The 16,207-nt window shown below is 71.1% G+C and carries 15 protein-coding genes; 14 read left to right on the top strand and 1 reads right to left on the bottom strand.

All coding sequences use genetic code 11. The features are described from left to right. From ACFU8W_RS45030 to ACFU8W_RS44975, 12 genes are all read left to right on the top strand, one after another. Positions 1–1,083, top strand: a complete 1,083-nt coding sequence (locus ACFU8W_RS45030; protein WP_384050923.1) for an ABC transporter permease — start codon at positions 1–3, stop codon at positions 1,081–1,083. Positions 1,084–1,113: 30 nt separating this feature from the next. Further along, complete coding sequence (locus ACFU8W_RS45025) at positions 1,114–2,286, top strand: hydroxylase (protein ID WP_384050921.1); 1,173 nt, start codon at positions 1,114–1,116, stop codon at positions 2,284–2,286. A 105-nt stretch (positions 2,287–2,391) separates the two neighbouring features. Further along, on the top strand, positions 2,392–3,243 hold the full coding sequence (locus ACFU8W_RS45020) for an alpha/beta fold hydrolase (protein WP_384050918.1): 852 nt from the start codon (positions 2,392–2,394) through the stop codon (positions 3,241–3,243). Positions 3,244–3,302: 59 nt separating this feature from the next. Further along, positions 3,303–4,475, top strand: a complete 1,173-nt coding sequence (locus tag ACFU8W_RS45015; protein ID WP_384050915.1) for an acyl-CoA dehydrogenase family protein — start codon at positions 3,303–3,305, stop codon at positions 4,473–4,475. A gap of 33 nt (positions 4,476–4,508) precedes the next feature. Continuing rightward, positions 4,509–5,435: a VOC family protein gene (locus tag ACFU8W_RS45010; protein ID WP_384050912.1), complete on the top strand. Its 927-nt coding sequence runs from the start codon at positions 4,509–4,511 to the stop codon at positions 5,433–5,435. A gap of 7 nt (positions 5,436–5,442) precedes the next feature. Beyond that, positions 5,443–6,399: an oxaloacetate decarboxylase gene (locus tag ACFU8W_RS45005; RefSeq protein WP_384050909.1), complete on the top strand. Its 957-nt coding sequence runs from the start codon at positions 5,443–5,445 to the stop codon at positions 6,397–6,399. Beyond that, the gene (locus tag ACFU8W_RS45000; protein WP_384050906.1) at positions 6,396–7,826 is read left to right on the top strand and encodes an FAD-dependent oxidoreductase; all 1,431 of its coding nucleotides are present in this window, start codon (positions 6,396–6,398) and stop codon (positions 7,824–7,826) included. The genes ACFU8W_RS45005 and ACFU8W_RS45000 overlap by 4 nt, the downstream gene beginning before the upstream one ends. After that, on the top strand, positions 7,820–8,590 hold the full coding sequence (locus ACFU8W_RS44995; protein WP_384050903.1) for an SDR family NAD(P)-dependent oxidoreductase: 771 nt from the start codon (positions 7,820–7,822) through the stop codon (positions 8,588–8,590). Before ACFU8W_RS45000 ends, ACFU8W_RS44995 begins: the two co-directional genes overlap by 7 nt. Positions 8,591–8,646: 56 nt before the next feature. Beyond that, positions 8,647–9,237, top strand: a complete 591-nt coding sequence (locus tag ACFU8W_RS44990) for an isochorismatase family cysteine hydrolase (RefSeq protein ID WP_384050900.1) — start codon at positions 8,647–8,649, stop codon at positions 9,235–9,237. After that, positions 9,234–10,688, top strand: coding sequence for an FAD-dependent oxidoreductase (locus ACFU8W_RS44985; RefSeq protein WP_384050897.1), 1,455 nt, complete (start codon positions 9,234–9,236; stop codon positions 10,686–10,688). Before ACFU8W_RS44990 ends, ACFU8W_RS44985 begins: the two co-directional genes overlap by 4 nt. A gap of 1 nt (position 10,689) precedes the next feature. Continuing rightward, on the top strand, positions 10,690–11,502 hold the full coding sequence (locus tag ACFU8W_RS44980; RefSeq protein WP_384050894.1) for an aspartate/glutamate racemase family protein: 813 nt from the start codon (positions 10,690–10,692) through the stop codon (positions 11,500–11,502). A 2-nt stretch (positions 11,503–11,504) separates the two neighbouring features. Further along, positions 11,505–12,842, top strand: a complete 1,338-nt coding sequence (locus tag ACFU8W_RS44975; RefSeq protein WP_384050891.1) for an FAD-binding protein — start codon at positions 11,505–11,507, stop codon at positions 12,840–12,842. A gap of 298 nt (positions 12,843–13,140) precedes the next feature. Here ACFU8W_RS44975 and ACFU8W_RS44970 read toward each other — a convergent pair whose 3' ends face one another. Then, on the bottom strand, positions 13,141–14,391 hold the full coding sequence (locus ACFU8W_RS44970; protein ID WP_384050888.1) for a flavin reductase: 1,251 nt from the start codon (positions 14,389–14,391) through the stop codon (positions 13,141–13,143). A gap of 211 nt (positions 14,392–14,602) precedes the next feature. On the opposite strand from ACFU8W_RS44970, the gene ACFU8W_RS44965 reads away from it, so the two are divergent. Both ACFU8W_RS44965 and ACFU8W_RS44960 read left to right on the top strand, forming a co-directional pair. After that, complete coding sequence (locus ACFU8W_RS44965) at positions 14,603–15,238, top strand: TetR/AcrR family transcriptional regulator (RefSeq protein WP_384050885.1); 636 nt, start codon at positions 14,603–14,605, stop codon at positions 15,236–15,238. After that, positions 15,235–15,879: a TetR/AcrR family transcriptional regulator gene (locus ACFU8W_RS44960; RefSeq protein WP_384050882.1), complete on the top strand. Its 645-nt coding sequence runs from the start codon at positions 15,235–15,237 to the stop codon at positions 15,877–15,879. Before ACFU8W_RS44965 ends, ACFU8W_RS44960 begins: the two co-directional genes overlap by 4 nt. Positions 15,880–16,207: the final 328 nt, after the last annotated feature.

Below are 16,207 nucleotides of genomic sequence, written 5' to 3'. Positions count from 1 at the left end.
ATGTCGGACTCCACGGGACGTGCCGACTCCGTCCTCGCAGCTGAAGCCGACCAGGAACCGGTCGTCGACCGGTCGGCCGCGAAGGCGGGCAGCACCGCGACAGCAGGCGGCGCCGCGACGACGGGCCGCGGCCGGATGCCCTGGCTCGGGACGATGGCGAGCAGGTACGCCCTCGTCGTCGTCTGGGCGCTCATGGCACTCGTCTACTACATCCTCATGCCCCACCGGTTCGGCTCCACCGCGACGATCTCCTCGATCTTCGGCTCCCAGCAGGTCCTCGTCTTCCTCGCGATGTCGGCGATGATCACCCTCGTCGTCGGGGAGTTCGACCTCTCGATCGCCTCGGTCATGGGCATCGCCGCGACCCTCATCCCGGTCCTCGTGACGAGTCATGGCTGGAACGTCTGGGGTGCGTGCCTCTTCGCACTCCTCGTCTGTCTCGTCGCCGGCGCGGTCAACGCGTTCTTCGTCGTGGTCATCGGGGTGCCCAGCTTCGTCGTCACCCTCGGCATGGGCACGCTGCTGATGGGAGTCGCCCAGGCCATCTCCGGGTCGACGATCGTCTCGGTTTCGAGCCCGTCGCTGAGCGCCTTCGCACTGCACGAGGTCCTGGGCATGCCGATCTCGTTCTACTACGGCATCCTCCTGGCGGCCCTCCTCGCCTACATCCTCGGCTGGACGCCGCTCGGCCGCGGCATGATCTTCGTCGGCGCGAGCCCCGAGGTCGCCCGGCTCGCGGGCATCCCCGTACGCCGGATCCGGATCGGTGCGTACCTCGCGGGCGCGCTCATGGCCGGCCTCGCGGGGGTCATGCTCGTCGCGACCGTCGGCGGCTTCGACTCCTCGTCGTCGGCCACGTACCTGCTGCCGGCGCTCGCCGCGGTCTTTCTCGGCACGGCCGTCGTCCAGCCGGGCATGTTCAACCCGATCGGCACGATGATCGCCATCTACTTCCTCACGACCGGCATCTTCGGCCTCCAGCTGCTCGGCTTCTCCGGCTGGATCCAGAACGTCTTCTACGGCGCCGGTCTCGTCGTCGCGGTCACTCTCGCGAAGGTCGTCCGCGACCGGACGACCGAATAGAACTCCCCCACGCCGAAAGGAACACCGACCATGCACCCGGCAACGGCGTACATTCTCGAGCACGCGGACGCGCTGCGCGCCGAGGCCGAACCCAGCGACCGACTCGGCCGGACCACCGACCGCACCGCGGAGATCCTCCGGGCCTCGGGCGGGATCCGCCTCCTGCAGGCCAAGGACCTGGGCGGCTGGGAGGCCCACCCGAACGACTTCCTCGACTGGGTTCTCGCCGTCGGCGAGCAGCACCCGGCGGCCGGCTGGATCGCCGGCGTCGTCGGCATCCATCCGTGGGAGATCTCGATCGCCTCCCCGCGGCTCCAGAAGGAGGTCTACGGGGAGGACCCCGACATCTGGGTCGCCTCGCCGTACGCCCCCTTCGGGCGGGCGGTGCCGGTGGAGGGCGGCTACCGGTTCAGCGGGAGCTGGCCCTTCAGCACCGGCACGGATCACTGCGAGTGGGTCATCCTCGGCGGCCTGCTCGCCGACGAATCCGGCAGGCCGACGACGCCGCCGACGATGCGCCACTTCATCCTGCCGCGGTCGGACTACGAGATCGTCCCCGACTCGTGGAACGTCATGGGCCTGTCCGGCACCGGCTCCAAGGACGTCCGGATGACCGACGCGTTCGTCCCCGACCACCGCGTCCTCGACGGCGTCGAGGTCCGGGACAACACGTACAGCGACCGGTGGCGGCCGGGCGCGCCCCTGTACGCCATGCGGTTCGGGGTCATGTTCCCCTTCGCGATCAGCGCGGGCACCTTCTCGATCGCCCGCGGAGCCGTCGCGGTCGCCGAGAAGCACATCGAGGGCCGGGTCTCCGCCCAGGGCAGCGTCTCGAAGGTGGACCCCTTCGTCCTCGACGCGCTCGCGAAGGCGCACGCCGATGTGGAGGCCGGGATCGCGCACGTCCGGGCGATCATCGCCGGGTTCTACGACACGGTCTGCTCCGGCGGCGACATCACCGTCAAGGACCGGCTCCGTTTCCGACGCGACCAGGTCCGGGCGACCGACCGCGCGATCGGCTCGGTCAACGAGCTCTACCGGCTCATGGGTTCTTCGTCGATCCAGAAGGCGTCGCCGCTCGAGCGCTACTGGCGAGACCTCCAGGTCGCGGCGACGCACGTGTGCAACAGCCGCGAACCCTGCTATCTCGCCTGGGGCCTGGACCACTTCGGCGGCGAGATACCGCCCACCGCGCAGTACTGAGCAGCCCCGATCCCCCGAGGCGAACGCCGCCCCGCCTCCCCCGGCGGCGACGCTCTCCGAACCTGAATGACCGTCACCACACTTGATATCAGGAGCACTTGAGCAATGGCGCTGACGTACGGCGACACCAGCCGGTCCGTGAAGACCGAGGACTGGAACATCCATTACAACGAGGCGGGCTCTCAGGACGCCCCCGCAGTCGTCCTCCTCCACGGCTCCGGACCGGGCGCAACAGGCTGGAGCAACTTCAAGACGAACCTCGAGCCGCTGTCCGCGCACTTCCGCGTGATCGCGCCCGACATGCCCGGCTGGGGCGAGTCCGACCCGGTCACCAAGGAGGAGCGCGACCATGCGAAAGCCGCCGTCCAGCTCCTCGACGCGCTCGACATCGAGAAGGCCGCGTTCGTCGGCAACTCCATGGGCGGCATCACGACCCTCCGCCTCGCGACCGAGTACCCCGAGCGGGTCAGCCACGTCGTCACGATGGGGCCCGGCTCCGGCCCCCAGCCCAAGCTCCTCACGCCGGGCGGCGGGCTGTCCGAGGGCATGAAGGTCCTCGTCGCCGCCTACCGCGACCCGTCCACGGAGTCGATGAAGCGGCTGACCGAGGTCATGACCTTCGACAACGCGCGCTTCGCGACCGACGAGCTCGCGGCCGAGCGCGCCGCTGGCGCCGCCAAGCACCCGGAGCACCTCGCGAACTACCTCGACGGCTTCGCCCGCGGCGGCGCGATCGCCCAGTGGTTCTCCCTCGACGCCCTCGACTCGATGGACATCCCGACCCTGCTCGTCCACGGCCGCGACGACCGGGTCGTCCACTTCGAGAACTCCCTGACCCTCCTCGCGCGGATCCGGAACTCGCGGCTGGTCCTGCTCAACCAGTGCGGCCACTGGGCGCAGGTCGAGCACGCCGACGAGTTCAACCGGCTCGTGACCGGGTTCGTCACCCAGCACTGACAGTCCCGAAACCCCGCGCGACGGCAACCCGGCGCACGCCCCAGGAAGGTCCTACGCACATGAGCGATGTGAAGAACAAGGTCGAGGCCGCGATACCGGTCCTCAAGGAGGAGTCCGTCCCGAGCGACGAACTCGGCAGGCTGACCGACAAGCTGGCCGCGACCCTCCGCGACACCGGCATCATCCGGATGTACCAGCCGGTCGAGTTCGGCGGTGAGGAGGCACACCCGGTCGACTTCATGGAGGCCGCGATGGCCGTGGCCGCGGCCTCGCCCTCCGCGGGCTGGGTCTCCGGCGTGGTCGGGGTTCACCCGTGGGAGATCGCGATGATGGACCACCGCCTCCAGGAGGAGATCTGGGGCGAGGACCCGGACACGTGGACCGCATCGCCCTACGCGCCCTTCGGCCGGGCCAAGCCGGTCGACGGCGGCTTCCTCTTCTCCGGCCGCTGGCCCTACTCGACCGGCACCGACCACGCCGGATGGGTCATCCTCGGCGGGATGGTCGTCGACGAGGACGGCACCCCCGGTACGCCGCCGGACATCCGCCACTTCGTGATCCCGCGCGAGGACTACACGGTCATCGAGGACACGTGGAACACCCTGGGCCTGAAGGGCACCGGCTCCAAGGACGTCGAGATGCATGACGTCTTCGTCCCCGACTACCGCGTCGTCGAGGGAATGGCGATGCACGACGGGGCCTACGAGGACCGCCGGCCCGGCAAGTCGCTCTACAAGCTGAAGTTCCCCGTGGTCTTCTCCGCCGCGATCAACAGCGCGACCATCGGCATCGCCCAGGGCGCCCTCGACGTCTACCGGGACTACATGGTCCAGCGTGTCTCCGCCGACGGCCGCGTCGCGAGCAAGGACCCGATCCAGCTGAACGCCTACGCCGAGGCCGCCGCCGACGTCGCCGCGTCCAGGGCCCATCTCCTGTGCGACATGCGTGAGCTCTTCGACTTCGTCGACAAGGGCGGCGAGATGAGCTGGACCCAACGGCTCACCGCCCGCCGCAACGGGGTCCGCGCCGTCCGCCGCGCGACCGACGCCGTCGACCGCCTCTACAAGCTCTCCGGCGCCCAGGGCATCCACCTGCGCCTGCCGAACGAGCGGTACTGGCGCGACCTGCAGTCCGGCCTGAGCCACATCTGCAACCTCACCGAAGCCGTGAGTGTCGCCTGGGCCGCCGACGACCTCGGCGGGGAGCTCCCGCCGCCCCCGCCCTTCGCCTGACCCGGCCACCACGAAACCACCAGGAGACCAAGGATGATCACCTCTCTCGCCTACGTCGGCGTCGGCTCCCCCAACAAGGACGAGTGGCCCCGGATGGCCACCGGCATGTGGGGCGCGATGGTTGCCGACCCCGGCCCCGACGGGGCCGTCCGCATCAAGTTCGACGACGCGCCCTGGCGCATCCAGATCCACCCGGCCGACCACGACGAGACCCGCTACATCGGCTGGGGCGTCGACTGGGAGGAGGACCTGGACGCGGTCGAGAAGGCCCTCGCCGACGCCGGCATCAGCGCCCAGCGCGGCGACGCGGAGCTCGCCGCGGCCCGTGACGTCAACCGGATCCTCTTCTTCACCGACCCGTGGGGCTTTCGCCACGAGGTCACGTGGGGCCGTACGGCCCAGCGGGCGACGTTCCGCCCCGGCCGCGCGATCTCCGGTTTCGTGACCGGCCAGCAGGGCCTCGGACACGTCCTCCTGCTCATGCCGGACATCGAGGAGGGCCACCGCTTCTTCACCCGGCTCGGCTTCCGCCTCTCGGACAAGATCATCGTCCCCGGCCGGCTCAACGCCCGCTTCTACCACTGCAACGCGCGCCACCACACGCTCGCGCTCGGACAGTGCCCTCCGGGTGTCGCGGGTCTGAACCACCTCATGATCCAGGTCGGCTCGCTCGACGACGTCGGCACCGGCTACGAGATCGCCAAGGAGATGGGAGTCCCGATCACGCTGACCCTCGGCCGGCACACGAACGACCAGCAGTTCAGCTTCTACCACTCGACGCCGAGCTCGTTCCACGTCGAGTACGGCTTCGGCGGTCTCGAGGTCGACGAGGAGACGTGGGTGCCGAAGGTCTACGACCGCACGGCGGTCTGGGGCCACGAACAGCACCCGGACGGCCAGGGCCGCCCGCCGGGCATCATGCACCCGCTCCCCGAGCCGCCCGCCGGCGTGAAGGACTGATCCGGACATGGCCAACAGCACTGCGCCCTTCCCGGACGCAGGCGCGCTGACCGGGGTCGGCCCCGCGCCGGCCCCGGCGGCACGGCGCGCCCGGCTCCGGTCCCTCCTCACCGACCCCTCGGCCGGTCCGCTCGTGCTGCCCGGGGTCACTGACGCGCTCGGGGCCCGGCTCGTCGAGTCGGCCGGCTTCGAGGCCGCGTACGCCACGGGTGCCGGCCTCGCGAACGCCCAGTTCGGCGTGCCGGACATCGGCCTCGTCTCACTCGGTGAGGTCGCCGCCCACGTCGACCGGGTCGCATCCGCCACGGCACTGCCGGTCGTCGTCGACGGCGACACGGGCTTCGGCGGGCCGGTCACGGCGATGCGCGCGGTACGGATGCTCGAGCGGGCCGGCGCGGCCGCGATCCAGCTCGAGGACCAGGAGATGCCCAAGCGGTGCGGGCACTTCGACAGCCACGCCCTCATCCCCGCCGAGCACATGGCGGCCAAGCTCGTCGCCGTCCGGCAGGCACTCGAAGACCCGGCGACCATCATCGTCGCGCGGACCGACGCGCGCAGCGTCCTCGGCATCGACGAGGCGATCCGGCGCGCGTCCCGCTACGCCGACGCCGGCGCCGACGTCCTCTTCGTCGAGGCGCCGCGCACCGTCGAGGAGCTCGAGCGGGTCGGTCGCGAACTCGCAGGCATCCCCCTCGTCGTGAACGTCGTCGAGGGCGGCAAGACACCCCAGCTCACCCTCGACGAGTACGCCGGTCTCGGCTTCCGCGTCGTCCTCTACGCGAACTTCCTCCTGCGCGCGGTGATCCGCGCCGGCACCGAGGCGCTCGCCCACCTCCGCGAGAATGGTCGGACGGCGACGTACACCGACCGCATCGCGACCTGGCAGGAACGCCAGGACCTGTTTCATCTCCCCCAGTTCAGTGCCGCCGAGGCCCACTTCGATGCCGCCGGGGTCCGGCCGTGAGCCCCGAACCCGGTCTCTCGCCCGAGGGCCTGCCGGTCGAGACGGAGCTGCCCGACCGGGTCGGTGTCCTCATTCTCGGTGGAGGCCTTGCGGGTGCGGCCGCCCTTCTGTCGGCCGCACAGGCGGGGGCGTACGCCGTCCTCCTCGAGAAGGCGGACACCGTTGGCGGGTCGACCGTGCGGTCGGCCGGGCTGTCGGCGTTCGCAGGGACCGACGAGCAGGCCGAGCAGGGCATCACCGATTCGGTCGACCTCCTGCGTGAGGACATCCTCACCACGGGCGGGCGCGTCAATGACCCCGCTCTCGTCGACCTGTACTGCGAGCGTCAACTCGACACCTACCGTTGGCTCAAGGGGTTCGGCGTCCGCTACGGCCATATCCACGCGGCCTCCGGGCAGAGCGTGCCGAGGTCGCACCCGAGCGACACCACCGCGATGCTCCGGGCGCTCTTCACGGCTGCCGGCCGGCTCGGCGCGCGCCTGGTGACCGGCGCCGGCGTGCGACGGCTCCTGAGGGAGGGCGGCCGGGTCGTCGGCGTCGAGGTGGAGCGCGGCGGCGGGCGGCGCGAGGTCCGGGCCGACGCCGTGGTCCTGGCGACCGGCGGATTCTCCCGCGACCGGGATATGCTGGCCCGTTTTGCGCCGCTCATGAAGGAGGCGCTCCTCGCGGGCGGCGGCGAGAACCGCGGCGACGGCCTGCTCATGGCGTGGCAGCTCGGCGCGGGTATGCGTGACCTGCCGTACGTCAAGGGGACGTACGGGATTTACCACGAGGCGCATCCGGGCGAGGATGGCACGGGGATCCTCGCCGTCTACAAGGGTGCGATCGCTGTCAACCGCGCCGGGCATCGCTTTGTCGATGAGTCGATCCCCTACAAGGCGCTCGGTGATGCGAGCCTCGCCCAGCCGACGGCCCGGACCTGGCAGGTCTTCGACGCGAGGACGATGGCCGAGACGAACGACGAGGTCCCGATCTACGATTTCGGCGACCGTCTGCGGGCCGGGATGCTCGAGACGGCCGGCACGATCGAGGAACTTGCCGTCAGGCTCGGGACCGAGCCTGGCGTCCTCGAGGCGACGGTCGCGGAGTACAACGACCGGATCGCGCGTGGCGAGCCGGACCTGTTCGGCCGGGTCCACCTCGTCGGCGGTGTCGGTGAGCGCCGCCGGATCGAGACCCCGCCCTTCTACGCCCAGTTGTCGGGGACGGTCGTCCTTGCGACGTACTGCGGCGTCACGGTCGACCGGGCGATGCGGGTCCTCGACGTCTTCGGCGAGCCGATCCCTCGCCTCTATGCCGCCGGTGAGCTCGTCGGCGGCTTCCACGGGGCCGGTTACATGACTGGCACCTCGATCGGGAAGTCCGCGGTCTTCGGCCGGGTCGCGGGCGCGTCTGCGGCGGCCGAGGAGAGCGAGCTGGAGTGGTGAGCACCCTGTTCGACCTGACGGGCAAGGTCGCGCTCGTCATCGGGGCCGCGGCCGGGGGGCTCGGTGCCGCTGCCGCCCGTGGGCTCTGCGGCCACGGGGCGACCGTCGCCCTCGCTGACCTGGAGGCGCAGCGGGGCGGACTCGCCGAGACCGCCGGGAGCTGCGGCGGCGCCTCGTGTCATGCCGTCGACGTCACTTCCGAGGCGTCCGTCCACGCGCTCGCGGACGCCGTCGTCGCCGCGCACGGCCGGATCGACGTGGTCGTCAACGCCGCCGGCGTCATGCTCCGCAAGGAGGTCGAGCAGACCACCCTGGAGGAGTTCGAGCGCGTCGTCCGGGTCAACCTGACCGGCACCTGGCTTGTCGGCCGCGAGTTCGGTCCCCGGCTCGCGGCGGCCGGCGGCGGTCGGATCGTCAACCTCACCACCGTCTACGCCGAGCGGGTCGGCCCCGTTCCCGAGAGCGCCTATTACGCGAGCAAGGCGGGCGTCGTCAACGTGACGCGCTCCCTCGCCGCCGAGCTGGGACGTTCCGGCGTGACCGTCAACGCGCTCGCCCCGGCCGTCTTCTACCCGACCGCGATGACCGCGCCGCTGGCGCAGACCCCGGACCGGCTCACGTGGTTCGAGCAGCGCACCATGCTCGGCCGGCTCGGCGATCCCGCTACCGATCTCGCCGGACCGGTTGTCTTCCTGGCCTCCGACGCCTCGGCCTATGTGACCGGCCAGGTCCTCTACGCCGACGGCGGCTGGTCCGCATGGTGACCGCCGCTCCCCCAGCCACCGCCCCGTCCCTCCGCAACCGACCCGAGGATCGCTCGATGACCCGCACCGCACTGCTCCTGCTCGACTACCAGGTCGCCCTCGCCGAGGAGGGAGACCTCTGCCTCGCACCCCCGCTCGCCGCAGCCGTCCGCGAGCGCGGCGTCCTCAAGACGGCGCGCCGGGTCCTCGACGCCGCCCGGTCCGCGGGGATCCCTGTCTTCCACGTCCGGCTCGCCTTCGAGACGACGTACGGCCTGCGCACGAACCGCCTTGCACGCTTCGCCGGCTATCCCGCGAACCGCACGATGCTCGGCGACTCGCCGGAGGCGCGGATCGTCGACGAGCTCGCGCCGGCCGACGGTGAGGCGGTCGTCGACAAGGGCTGCGTCAACCCGTTCATCGGGACGCCGCTTCGCGACGTGCTCGCGGCCGAGGGCGTCGGGCACGTCGTCCTCGGTGGGATCGCGACGCATCTCGTCGTCGAGTCCGCCGCCCGGCACGCTTCCGACTCCGGCCTGCAGGTCACGGTCGTCGAGGACATGTGTGCGGCCCCAGCGCCCGGCCTGCACGAGCACGCCGTCACTGCGACCCTTCCACTCTTCGGCACGGTCTCCTCGGCCGACGACATCATCGGGAATTGGGCATGAGCATGTTGGAAAAGGCGTACGACGTCGTCGTCGCCGGGAGCGGCATCGCCGGGCTCAGCGCCGCGATCAGCGCCCGGGAGTCCGGGGCGCGCGTCGCGCTCCTCGACCGCGCGACCGAGAAGGAGAGCGGCGGCAACACCCGCTACACCGAGGCGTATCTGCGGATGAAGTCGCTCGACGAGGTCGCCGACGGCCTCGCCGAGGCGATCGTCGACGACTTCATGGGCCACCCGGACCCGGGCATCACCGCCGACTCGGGTCTGGACTGGAAGCGCCGCAACCCGCTCCTGCGCGCCCACCCCGTCGTCGATCTCGACTACGTCGCCGCGTTCGCCGACAACGCGGGACCGACGCTGCGCTGGCTCGAGGGCCACGGCATTTCCTTCGCCGAGCTGCCGACGCTCTTCCTCACCGTCTCGACGACTCGCCTCGCCCCGGTCGGCGGCGGGCTCGCGCTCGTCGAGACTCTCGGCCGCAAGGCCGTCGAGCTCGGCGTCGACCGGTTCTACGAGACGACCGTCCGCGACCTCGTCGTCGCCGACTCCGGCGAGGTGACCGGCCTCGTCGCAACCGACGCCACGGCGGCCAGGGCCGTCTTCTCGGGCCAGGTCGTCCTCGCCTGCGGCGGCTACGAGGGCAACGCCGAGATGATGGCCCGCTACCACGGCGACAAGGGCATGACCTGCCGGCCGGTCGCCCGTGGCGGCAACTACAACAAGGGCGAGGGCATCGAGATGGCGATCGCCGTCGGCGCCGCGACCGCCGGCAACTTCAGCCTCTTCCACGCCGAGCCGGTCGACCCGCGCTCCGGCGACCCGGAGGCGGCGATCATGGCCTTCACCTACGGTGTCCTCGTCAACGTCGAGGGACGTCGGTTCGTCGACGAGGCCCGAGGCCCGGTCGACGCGTGGTACGAGCGGACGACGCGTGACATCCACGCCCAGCCGACGGGCATGGCGTGGATGATCCTCGACGCCGGCGGCCAGGCGATCCCGAACCTGAAGACCGCGATCCGCACGGAGGAGAAGCCGGTCCGGGGCGACTCGATCACCGCACTCGCGAAGGCGATCGATGTCGACCCGGGCATCCTCACCGAGACGATCGAGGCGTACAACGCGGCCTGCCCCGACGATGAGTGGGACCCCACCCGGCCCGACGGACTCGCAACGACCGGCGTTACACCACCCAAGTCCAACTGGGCCCGGCCCATCTCCCAGGGACCCTTCGTCGCCTACCCCGTCATGGCCGCGAACGTCTTCACCTTCGGCGGGCTCAAGACCGACGCGTCCTCGCGCGTCGTGAACAAGGACGGCCGGATCATCCCGGGCCTCTACGCCGCCGGCGAGATGACGGGCCTGTACTACTCGAACTACACCGGCTCGACCTCGGTCCTGCGCGGTGCGACGTTCGGGAAGATCGCGGGCGCGCACGCCGCCACGAGGACGGTCTGACATGCGGATCTGGCACCAGTCCTTCACGGTCCTCGACGACGTCCCGCACTACCGGGACGCCCTGGCGCGGCACCTCGCCTCGGTCGCCGCGCCGGGGACGGAGGTCGTCCTGCACGGGATGGCGCCCGGGACCTACCCGAGCGACTATCCGGGGACGCACATCCGGTACGCCTACCTTTCCGGCCTGCACAAGGAGCAGTTCGTCCACGCGGCCCTGAGCGCTCAGGACGAGGGCTACGACGCGTTCCTCATCGCGACGATCCCGGACACGGCGTACGAGGAGTGCCGCAGCCTCGTCGACATCCCCGTCGTGACGCTCGGGCAGACCTCGGTCCTCCTCGCCGCGACCCTCGGCGGCACGGTCGGGATCGTCAACTTCATCGGCGCCCTCGAACCGCAGCTGCGCCGGAACACGCGGGTCTACGGCCTGGACCGGATCGTCGGGCCGATCCGCCAGGTCGCCGCGGAGTTCACCGACGTCATGGCCGCGTACGCGTCCCCGGACGGTTTGCTCGCGGCGTTCACCGAAGCGGCCCGCGAGGCGATCGCGGCCGGCGCGAGCGTCATCGTGCCCGGGGAGGGGCCGCTCAACGTCTTCCTCGCCGACCACGGTGTGAGCCGTGTCGACGACGTGCCCGTCCTCGACTCCCTCGGAACCTGCCTCCAGGTGGCGGAGATGCGGGCGCGGCAGTACCACAGCACCGGGCTCGTCGCCTCCCGCGTCGGCTTCCACCACGAGCAGCCGCCGCGCGAACTCGTCGACCGGGCACGGGATTTCTATGGGACGAGCCGTGTCCCGGCCGGCGGGCGGTGACCATGGCCGAGGACTTCGAAGTCGACGTCGTCGTCGCTGGGGCGGGAGCCTGTGGCCTGCTCGCCGGGCTCCGCGCGTCGGAGAACCCCGACCTGATCGTCGCCGTCCTCGAGAAGAGCACCCGCGAGGGCTGCAACGCGCAGGTGTCGAGCGGCAGCCTCGCCGCCGGGGGGACCCGCTTCCAGGCCGCCGCGGGGATCGAGGACTCACCCGCCCGGCACGCCGCGGACATCCTCGTCGAGAACGGCGACGAGCGGCACCGCCCTCTCGTCGAGGCGCTGACCGCGGTCGCACCCCGCTACATCCACTGGATCGCCGACGCCCTCGGCTACCCGCTCGAGGTCGGCCTCGACATGACCCGGCACGGGATCTCCGTGCCCCGCCTGCACACCGACCCGCTGCGCCGCGGTGGCGGCCCGCTCATCAGTCACCTCCGCCAGATCCTCGCCGACCGCCCCAACGTCGCCCTCCTGGACGAGGCGCCGGTGACCGGGCTGCGGGTCGAGGGCTCGGGACAAAAGGCCCGGGTCATCGGGGTGACGGCCCGCCAGAGCGGCGCCGACGTGACCGTCTCCGCGGGGACGACGGTCCTCGCGACGGACGGCTTCGCCGGCAACCGGGCGCTCATGCGCGAGTTCTGCGCCGAACTCGGCGACCCGTTCCACGGCGGTGTGAGCACCGCGACCGGAGACGCCGTCGCGTGGCTGCGCGACCTCGGCGCCGAGTTCCGCAACATGGGCGCCTGCCTGCGCCACGGCCAGGTCACGATCCACGGCACCCGGGTCAACCCGAACCTGCCCTGGCTCGGCGCCGTCCTCGTGAACACCGGCGCCGAGCGGTTCGTCGACGAACAGGCATACGGGTACTCGGGGCTCGCGCCGCACGTCGCCGCCCAGCCGAACGAGCGTGCCCTCATGGTCTGGGACGCCGAGGCCGACCTCGTCGCCTCGCACTCGGAGATGATGCGCGACTCGGCCAAGGCCAGCGCCCTCGGCAGTGCTCCGGACCTCGCGACTCTGGCCGCGGACGTACGCATGGACGCGCTCCTCCTCGATCGCGCCCTCGAGCCGCTCCCCGGCCGTCGTCGCCTCGTCGCTCCGTTCCACTACGCCTGGCTGACCCACGGCGTCCTCACGACCCAGGGCGGAGCCGCGATTGACACGCACGGCCGGGTGCTCCGGAAGGACGGCTCGGCCGTCGCCGGCCTGCGCGCGGGCGGCGGGACGGCCGTCGGGCTCGCGGGCCCGGACTCCTCCGGCTACAGCTCGGGCAACGGGCTGCTCGCAGCGATGGGCATGGGCTGGATCGTCGGCAACGACCTCGCCGCCGGTCTCGCCTGAGGCTCGCCCCATCTGCTGCGACGAGGGCCCGGCAACCACGGCCTTCCACATGCCCAACACGGCAGAAAGGCCGAGGAGAAGCTGTGCCGTGACGACCGGATGACGGCCCGGCGCAGACCGCAGGAGGGGCGGCTCGTGTCGGAGGCTGCCAGGAGTCGAACAGGCCGCGTTCGAAGATGTACCAGAAGACTGGTCTGGACCCGGCCGGCGCCGAGGGCGTAGGACCTCCTGGAGCACTGCTCCAGGAGGTGGCCTGCGCCAGGAATCCCCTCCCCTTCAGGAAGGGGAGCAGTCAGATTCAGATGAGGTAGTCGCCGGTCGTCGCCTGCCATGCGGCGTACTGGTCGCCCGCCCTCGTCTCGAGGCTGCGCGAGATCCTGGCCGCGGCCTCCTTGAGTGACGCGATCCACCGGCGCACCTGGTGCGCGTCGGCCCCGCGGGGCAACTGGCCGAGCCGGAGGCACAGCACGACCGAGCCGTCCGGGCCGAGGACAGGTCCGATGATCGCGCCGAGGTCGTAGGTCTCGCCGTCGACGATCTCGCACGTCTCGTAGAACGGGGAGGCACTGGAGATCACGGCCCGGACGGCGCGCTCGCGGGCCGGCGTCAGCTCACCCCCGGCGTACTCCCGCATCGCGTCGGTGAGGTCGGCGTACTGCGGGCCGCCCTCGGGCTGGATCCTGGACATCGCGTAGCCGAGCTCGCGGACCGTCTTGAGGCGGCGGCGGTACTTCTCGGCGACCTCCGGCTCCTGCGAGGACGCGCGCCCCAGCCACGCCCCGATCGTCTCCTCGGGCGCCCACGCGATGTACGCCTCGCCGAGCGGGGGCATGAGCGGCACCCTCCGTCCGAGCCGCTCCTGCGGCCGGGCGCAGCCGCCGAAGGCGCTCACCGCGGTCGTGAGCTCGTGGTCGTTGACCGCGACGAGGACGGCCGCCTCGCACCGGTGCTCCCGGGCGAGCCGCTCGACCGCTGTCCGCCCGACGTCGGCGAGCAGGACCGCCTCGATGAGCTCGGCGTCACCGCGCGCCGCGAGGCCGCGCGGCGAGAAGCCGCCGTAGCCGCCTTGGAAGAAGAGCAGCGGCGTCGCGGGCCGGGTCACCGCCATGTCCTGGACACGGCACAGTACGACGAGGTGGTCGCCGGCGGGGACGACCCGGTCGAGGGTGCAGTGGATGTGCGCGACGGCACCGTCGAGGGCGGGCGCGCCGTACGCCGACGGGGACCATGCGACGTCGTCGAACTTCCCCGACCGCGGCACGGCCATCGTCCGGCACAGCTCGAGTTGGTCGTGCGCGAGGACGTTGACGCAGAAGGTCCCCGAGTCACGCATGAGGGCGAAGGTCCCCGACGTCGTCTTCGGCATGAACGAGACGAGCGGCGGGTCGAGCGAAACCGACGTGAAGGTGCCGACGACCATGCCGACCGGCTCCCCCGACTCGGTCGTCCCGGTCACCACGGCCACACCGGTGGGATAGTGCCCCATGACCTCCCGGTAGTGCGCGGGGTCGACGGTTCCCGGCTCGCCGGTCTGCTGGGACTCGGTCACGGCGTCTCCTCACTGACCCATATCTCTGTAGCGATCACTACAATGAAAAGTAGAGAATCTGGTGCTGCAGCGCAAGACTTCGCATGCACCACAACGAGAAATGGCCAATGTCCGGACAGGTAAGAGATCAAGCTCTTCCGGAGTTGCTGCTACAGTGAAAGAAGCCCGGCTGCTCCTGGCCCGGGCCCGGCAGCAGGGGGAGAGCAGAGCCGTGCCACGCAAGACCGACCGCCGTCACCGCCAGGGTGACGAGTCCCGGCGCGCGATCCTCGAGGCAACGCTCGAGATCGCGGCGCGCAGCGGCTACGACGGGACCTCGGTCGCCGCCGTGACCGAGGCGACAGGGCTGCCCGCGAGCTCGATCTACTGGCACTTCGGGAGCAAGGACAAGCTGCTCGCCGCGACCCTCGACTTCTCCTATCGGGAGTGGCGGGCGCTCGCCCCGACCTGGGCCGGCCCTGTCGAGAGCGGCTCGGTCGCCGAGGAGGTCGCGGCGCGGTTCCAGCGGGCCGCCGTATCGCTCACGACCTCGCCGGAGTTCTGGTCCCTCGGGCTCCTGCTCACGCTCCAGCAGCGGCTCAAGGAGCCGGCCGCGCGCCGCCTCTACGCCGAGGTACGGCAGGACACCGAGAGCGCGATCGCGGCTTGGTGGGTCCAGGTCCTCCGGCCCGAGGCGGTGACGGAGGATCCGTCTCTGCCGCGGCGCCTCGCCCGGTTCCACATGATGCTCATGGACGGTCTCTTCATGCATGTCCGCTCGACCTCCGGCCGCGACGTCAAGCGCGTCGTCGACCTCGCCGCCCGGGGACTCGCCGAGCACCTCGTGCGGACAGGGGCGGCGGCATGAACCCGCAGCAGTCGGCGGCCGAGCCCGAGTCGGTGTCAACGGAGGCGGCCCCGACCGCCCGATCTGCCGACCGTATCCTCACGGCGGCCGCGGAACTGGCGAAGACCCACGGGGTGGCCGGCGCGACGATAGCGGCTGTGTGCCGCCGCTCGGGCCTGCCTGTCAGCTCGGTCTACTGGCACTTCGAGGACAAGGACGGACTCTTCGCGGAGGTGATCCGGCACAGCTTCGCCGAGTGGCTCGTGACGGTCCCCCGGTGGGAGGCCGAGGACGGAACGACCCTCGGGGAGGGCGTCCGCAATGTCGTGGGCGCGTCGTACCGGACCCTCGGCATGGTCCCCGACTTCATGCGTGTCGGGATGCAGGTCCTCCTCGAGAAGGCCGACACGTACGCCAAGACCCGCCGGGCGTTTCTCGACTGCCGGCTCCAGGTCAAGCGGATGATCTCCGCCTGGGTGCGCCGGGTCCAGCCGGGCGCTTCGGCGGACCGGGCCGATGACATCGCAACCCTCGTCGTCGCCTTCTCCGACGGCGCGGCCGTCGGCTCGCAGATCTACTCCGACTGGGACTCCGAGGAGTACGTCGACCTCATGTCCGGCGTACTCACCTGCCTTCCGCCGGAGGACACGGCCGCGGGCTGACCCGACGGGCGGCCGGTCCGCCTCCGCATGCGGCTTCGGTGGGCATGACCTCCACGTCTCCTGCCCTGTCGTCCCGTCGTCCGTTTTCGAGCAGTTCGCCGCCGCCGACGTTGAGCGTGCCGATTATTACGTCCGTGCAGGTCACCCCGCCGACGGCGATGATCGCCATCTGCGGCAGGATCGGTCGTCGTGCTGCTTCGCCTGGCCTATCTGACCGTCACTCACGCCTTCGCCGCGCTGCGGCATCAGCTGATCGTTCTGAAGCGGCAACTCGGCACCGAGCGGGTGAGGTTCGCCCCGACGGATCGGGCCTTCCTCGCCGCCCTGC

Source organism: Streptomyces sp. NPDC057565 (genome assembly GCF_042801455.1).
Lineage (GTDB): Bacteria > Actinomycetota > Actinomycetes > Streptomycetales > Streptomycetaceae > Streptomyces > Streptomyces yanii.
The sequence above is the reverse complement of the archived record's forward strand: the minus strand, read 5'-3'. Positions and strand labels throughout refer to the sequence as shown.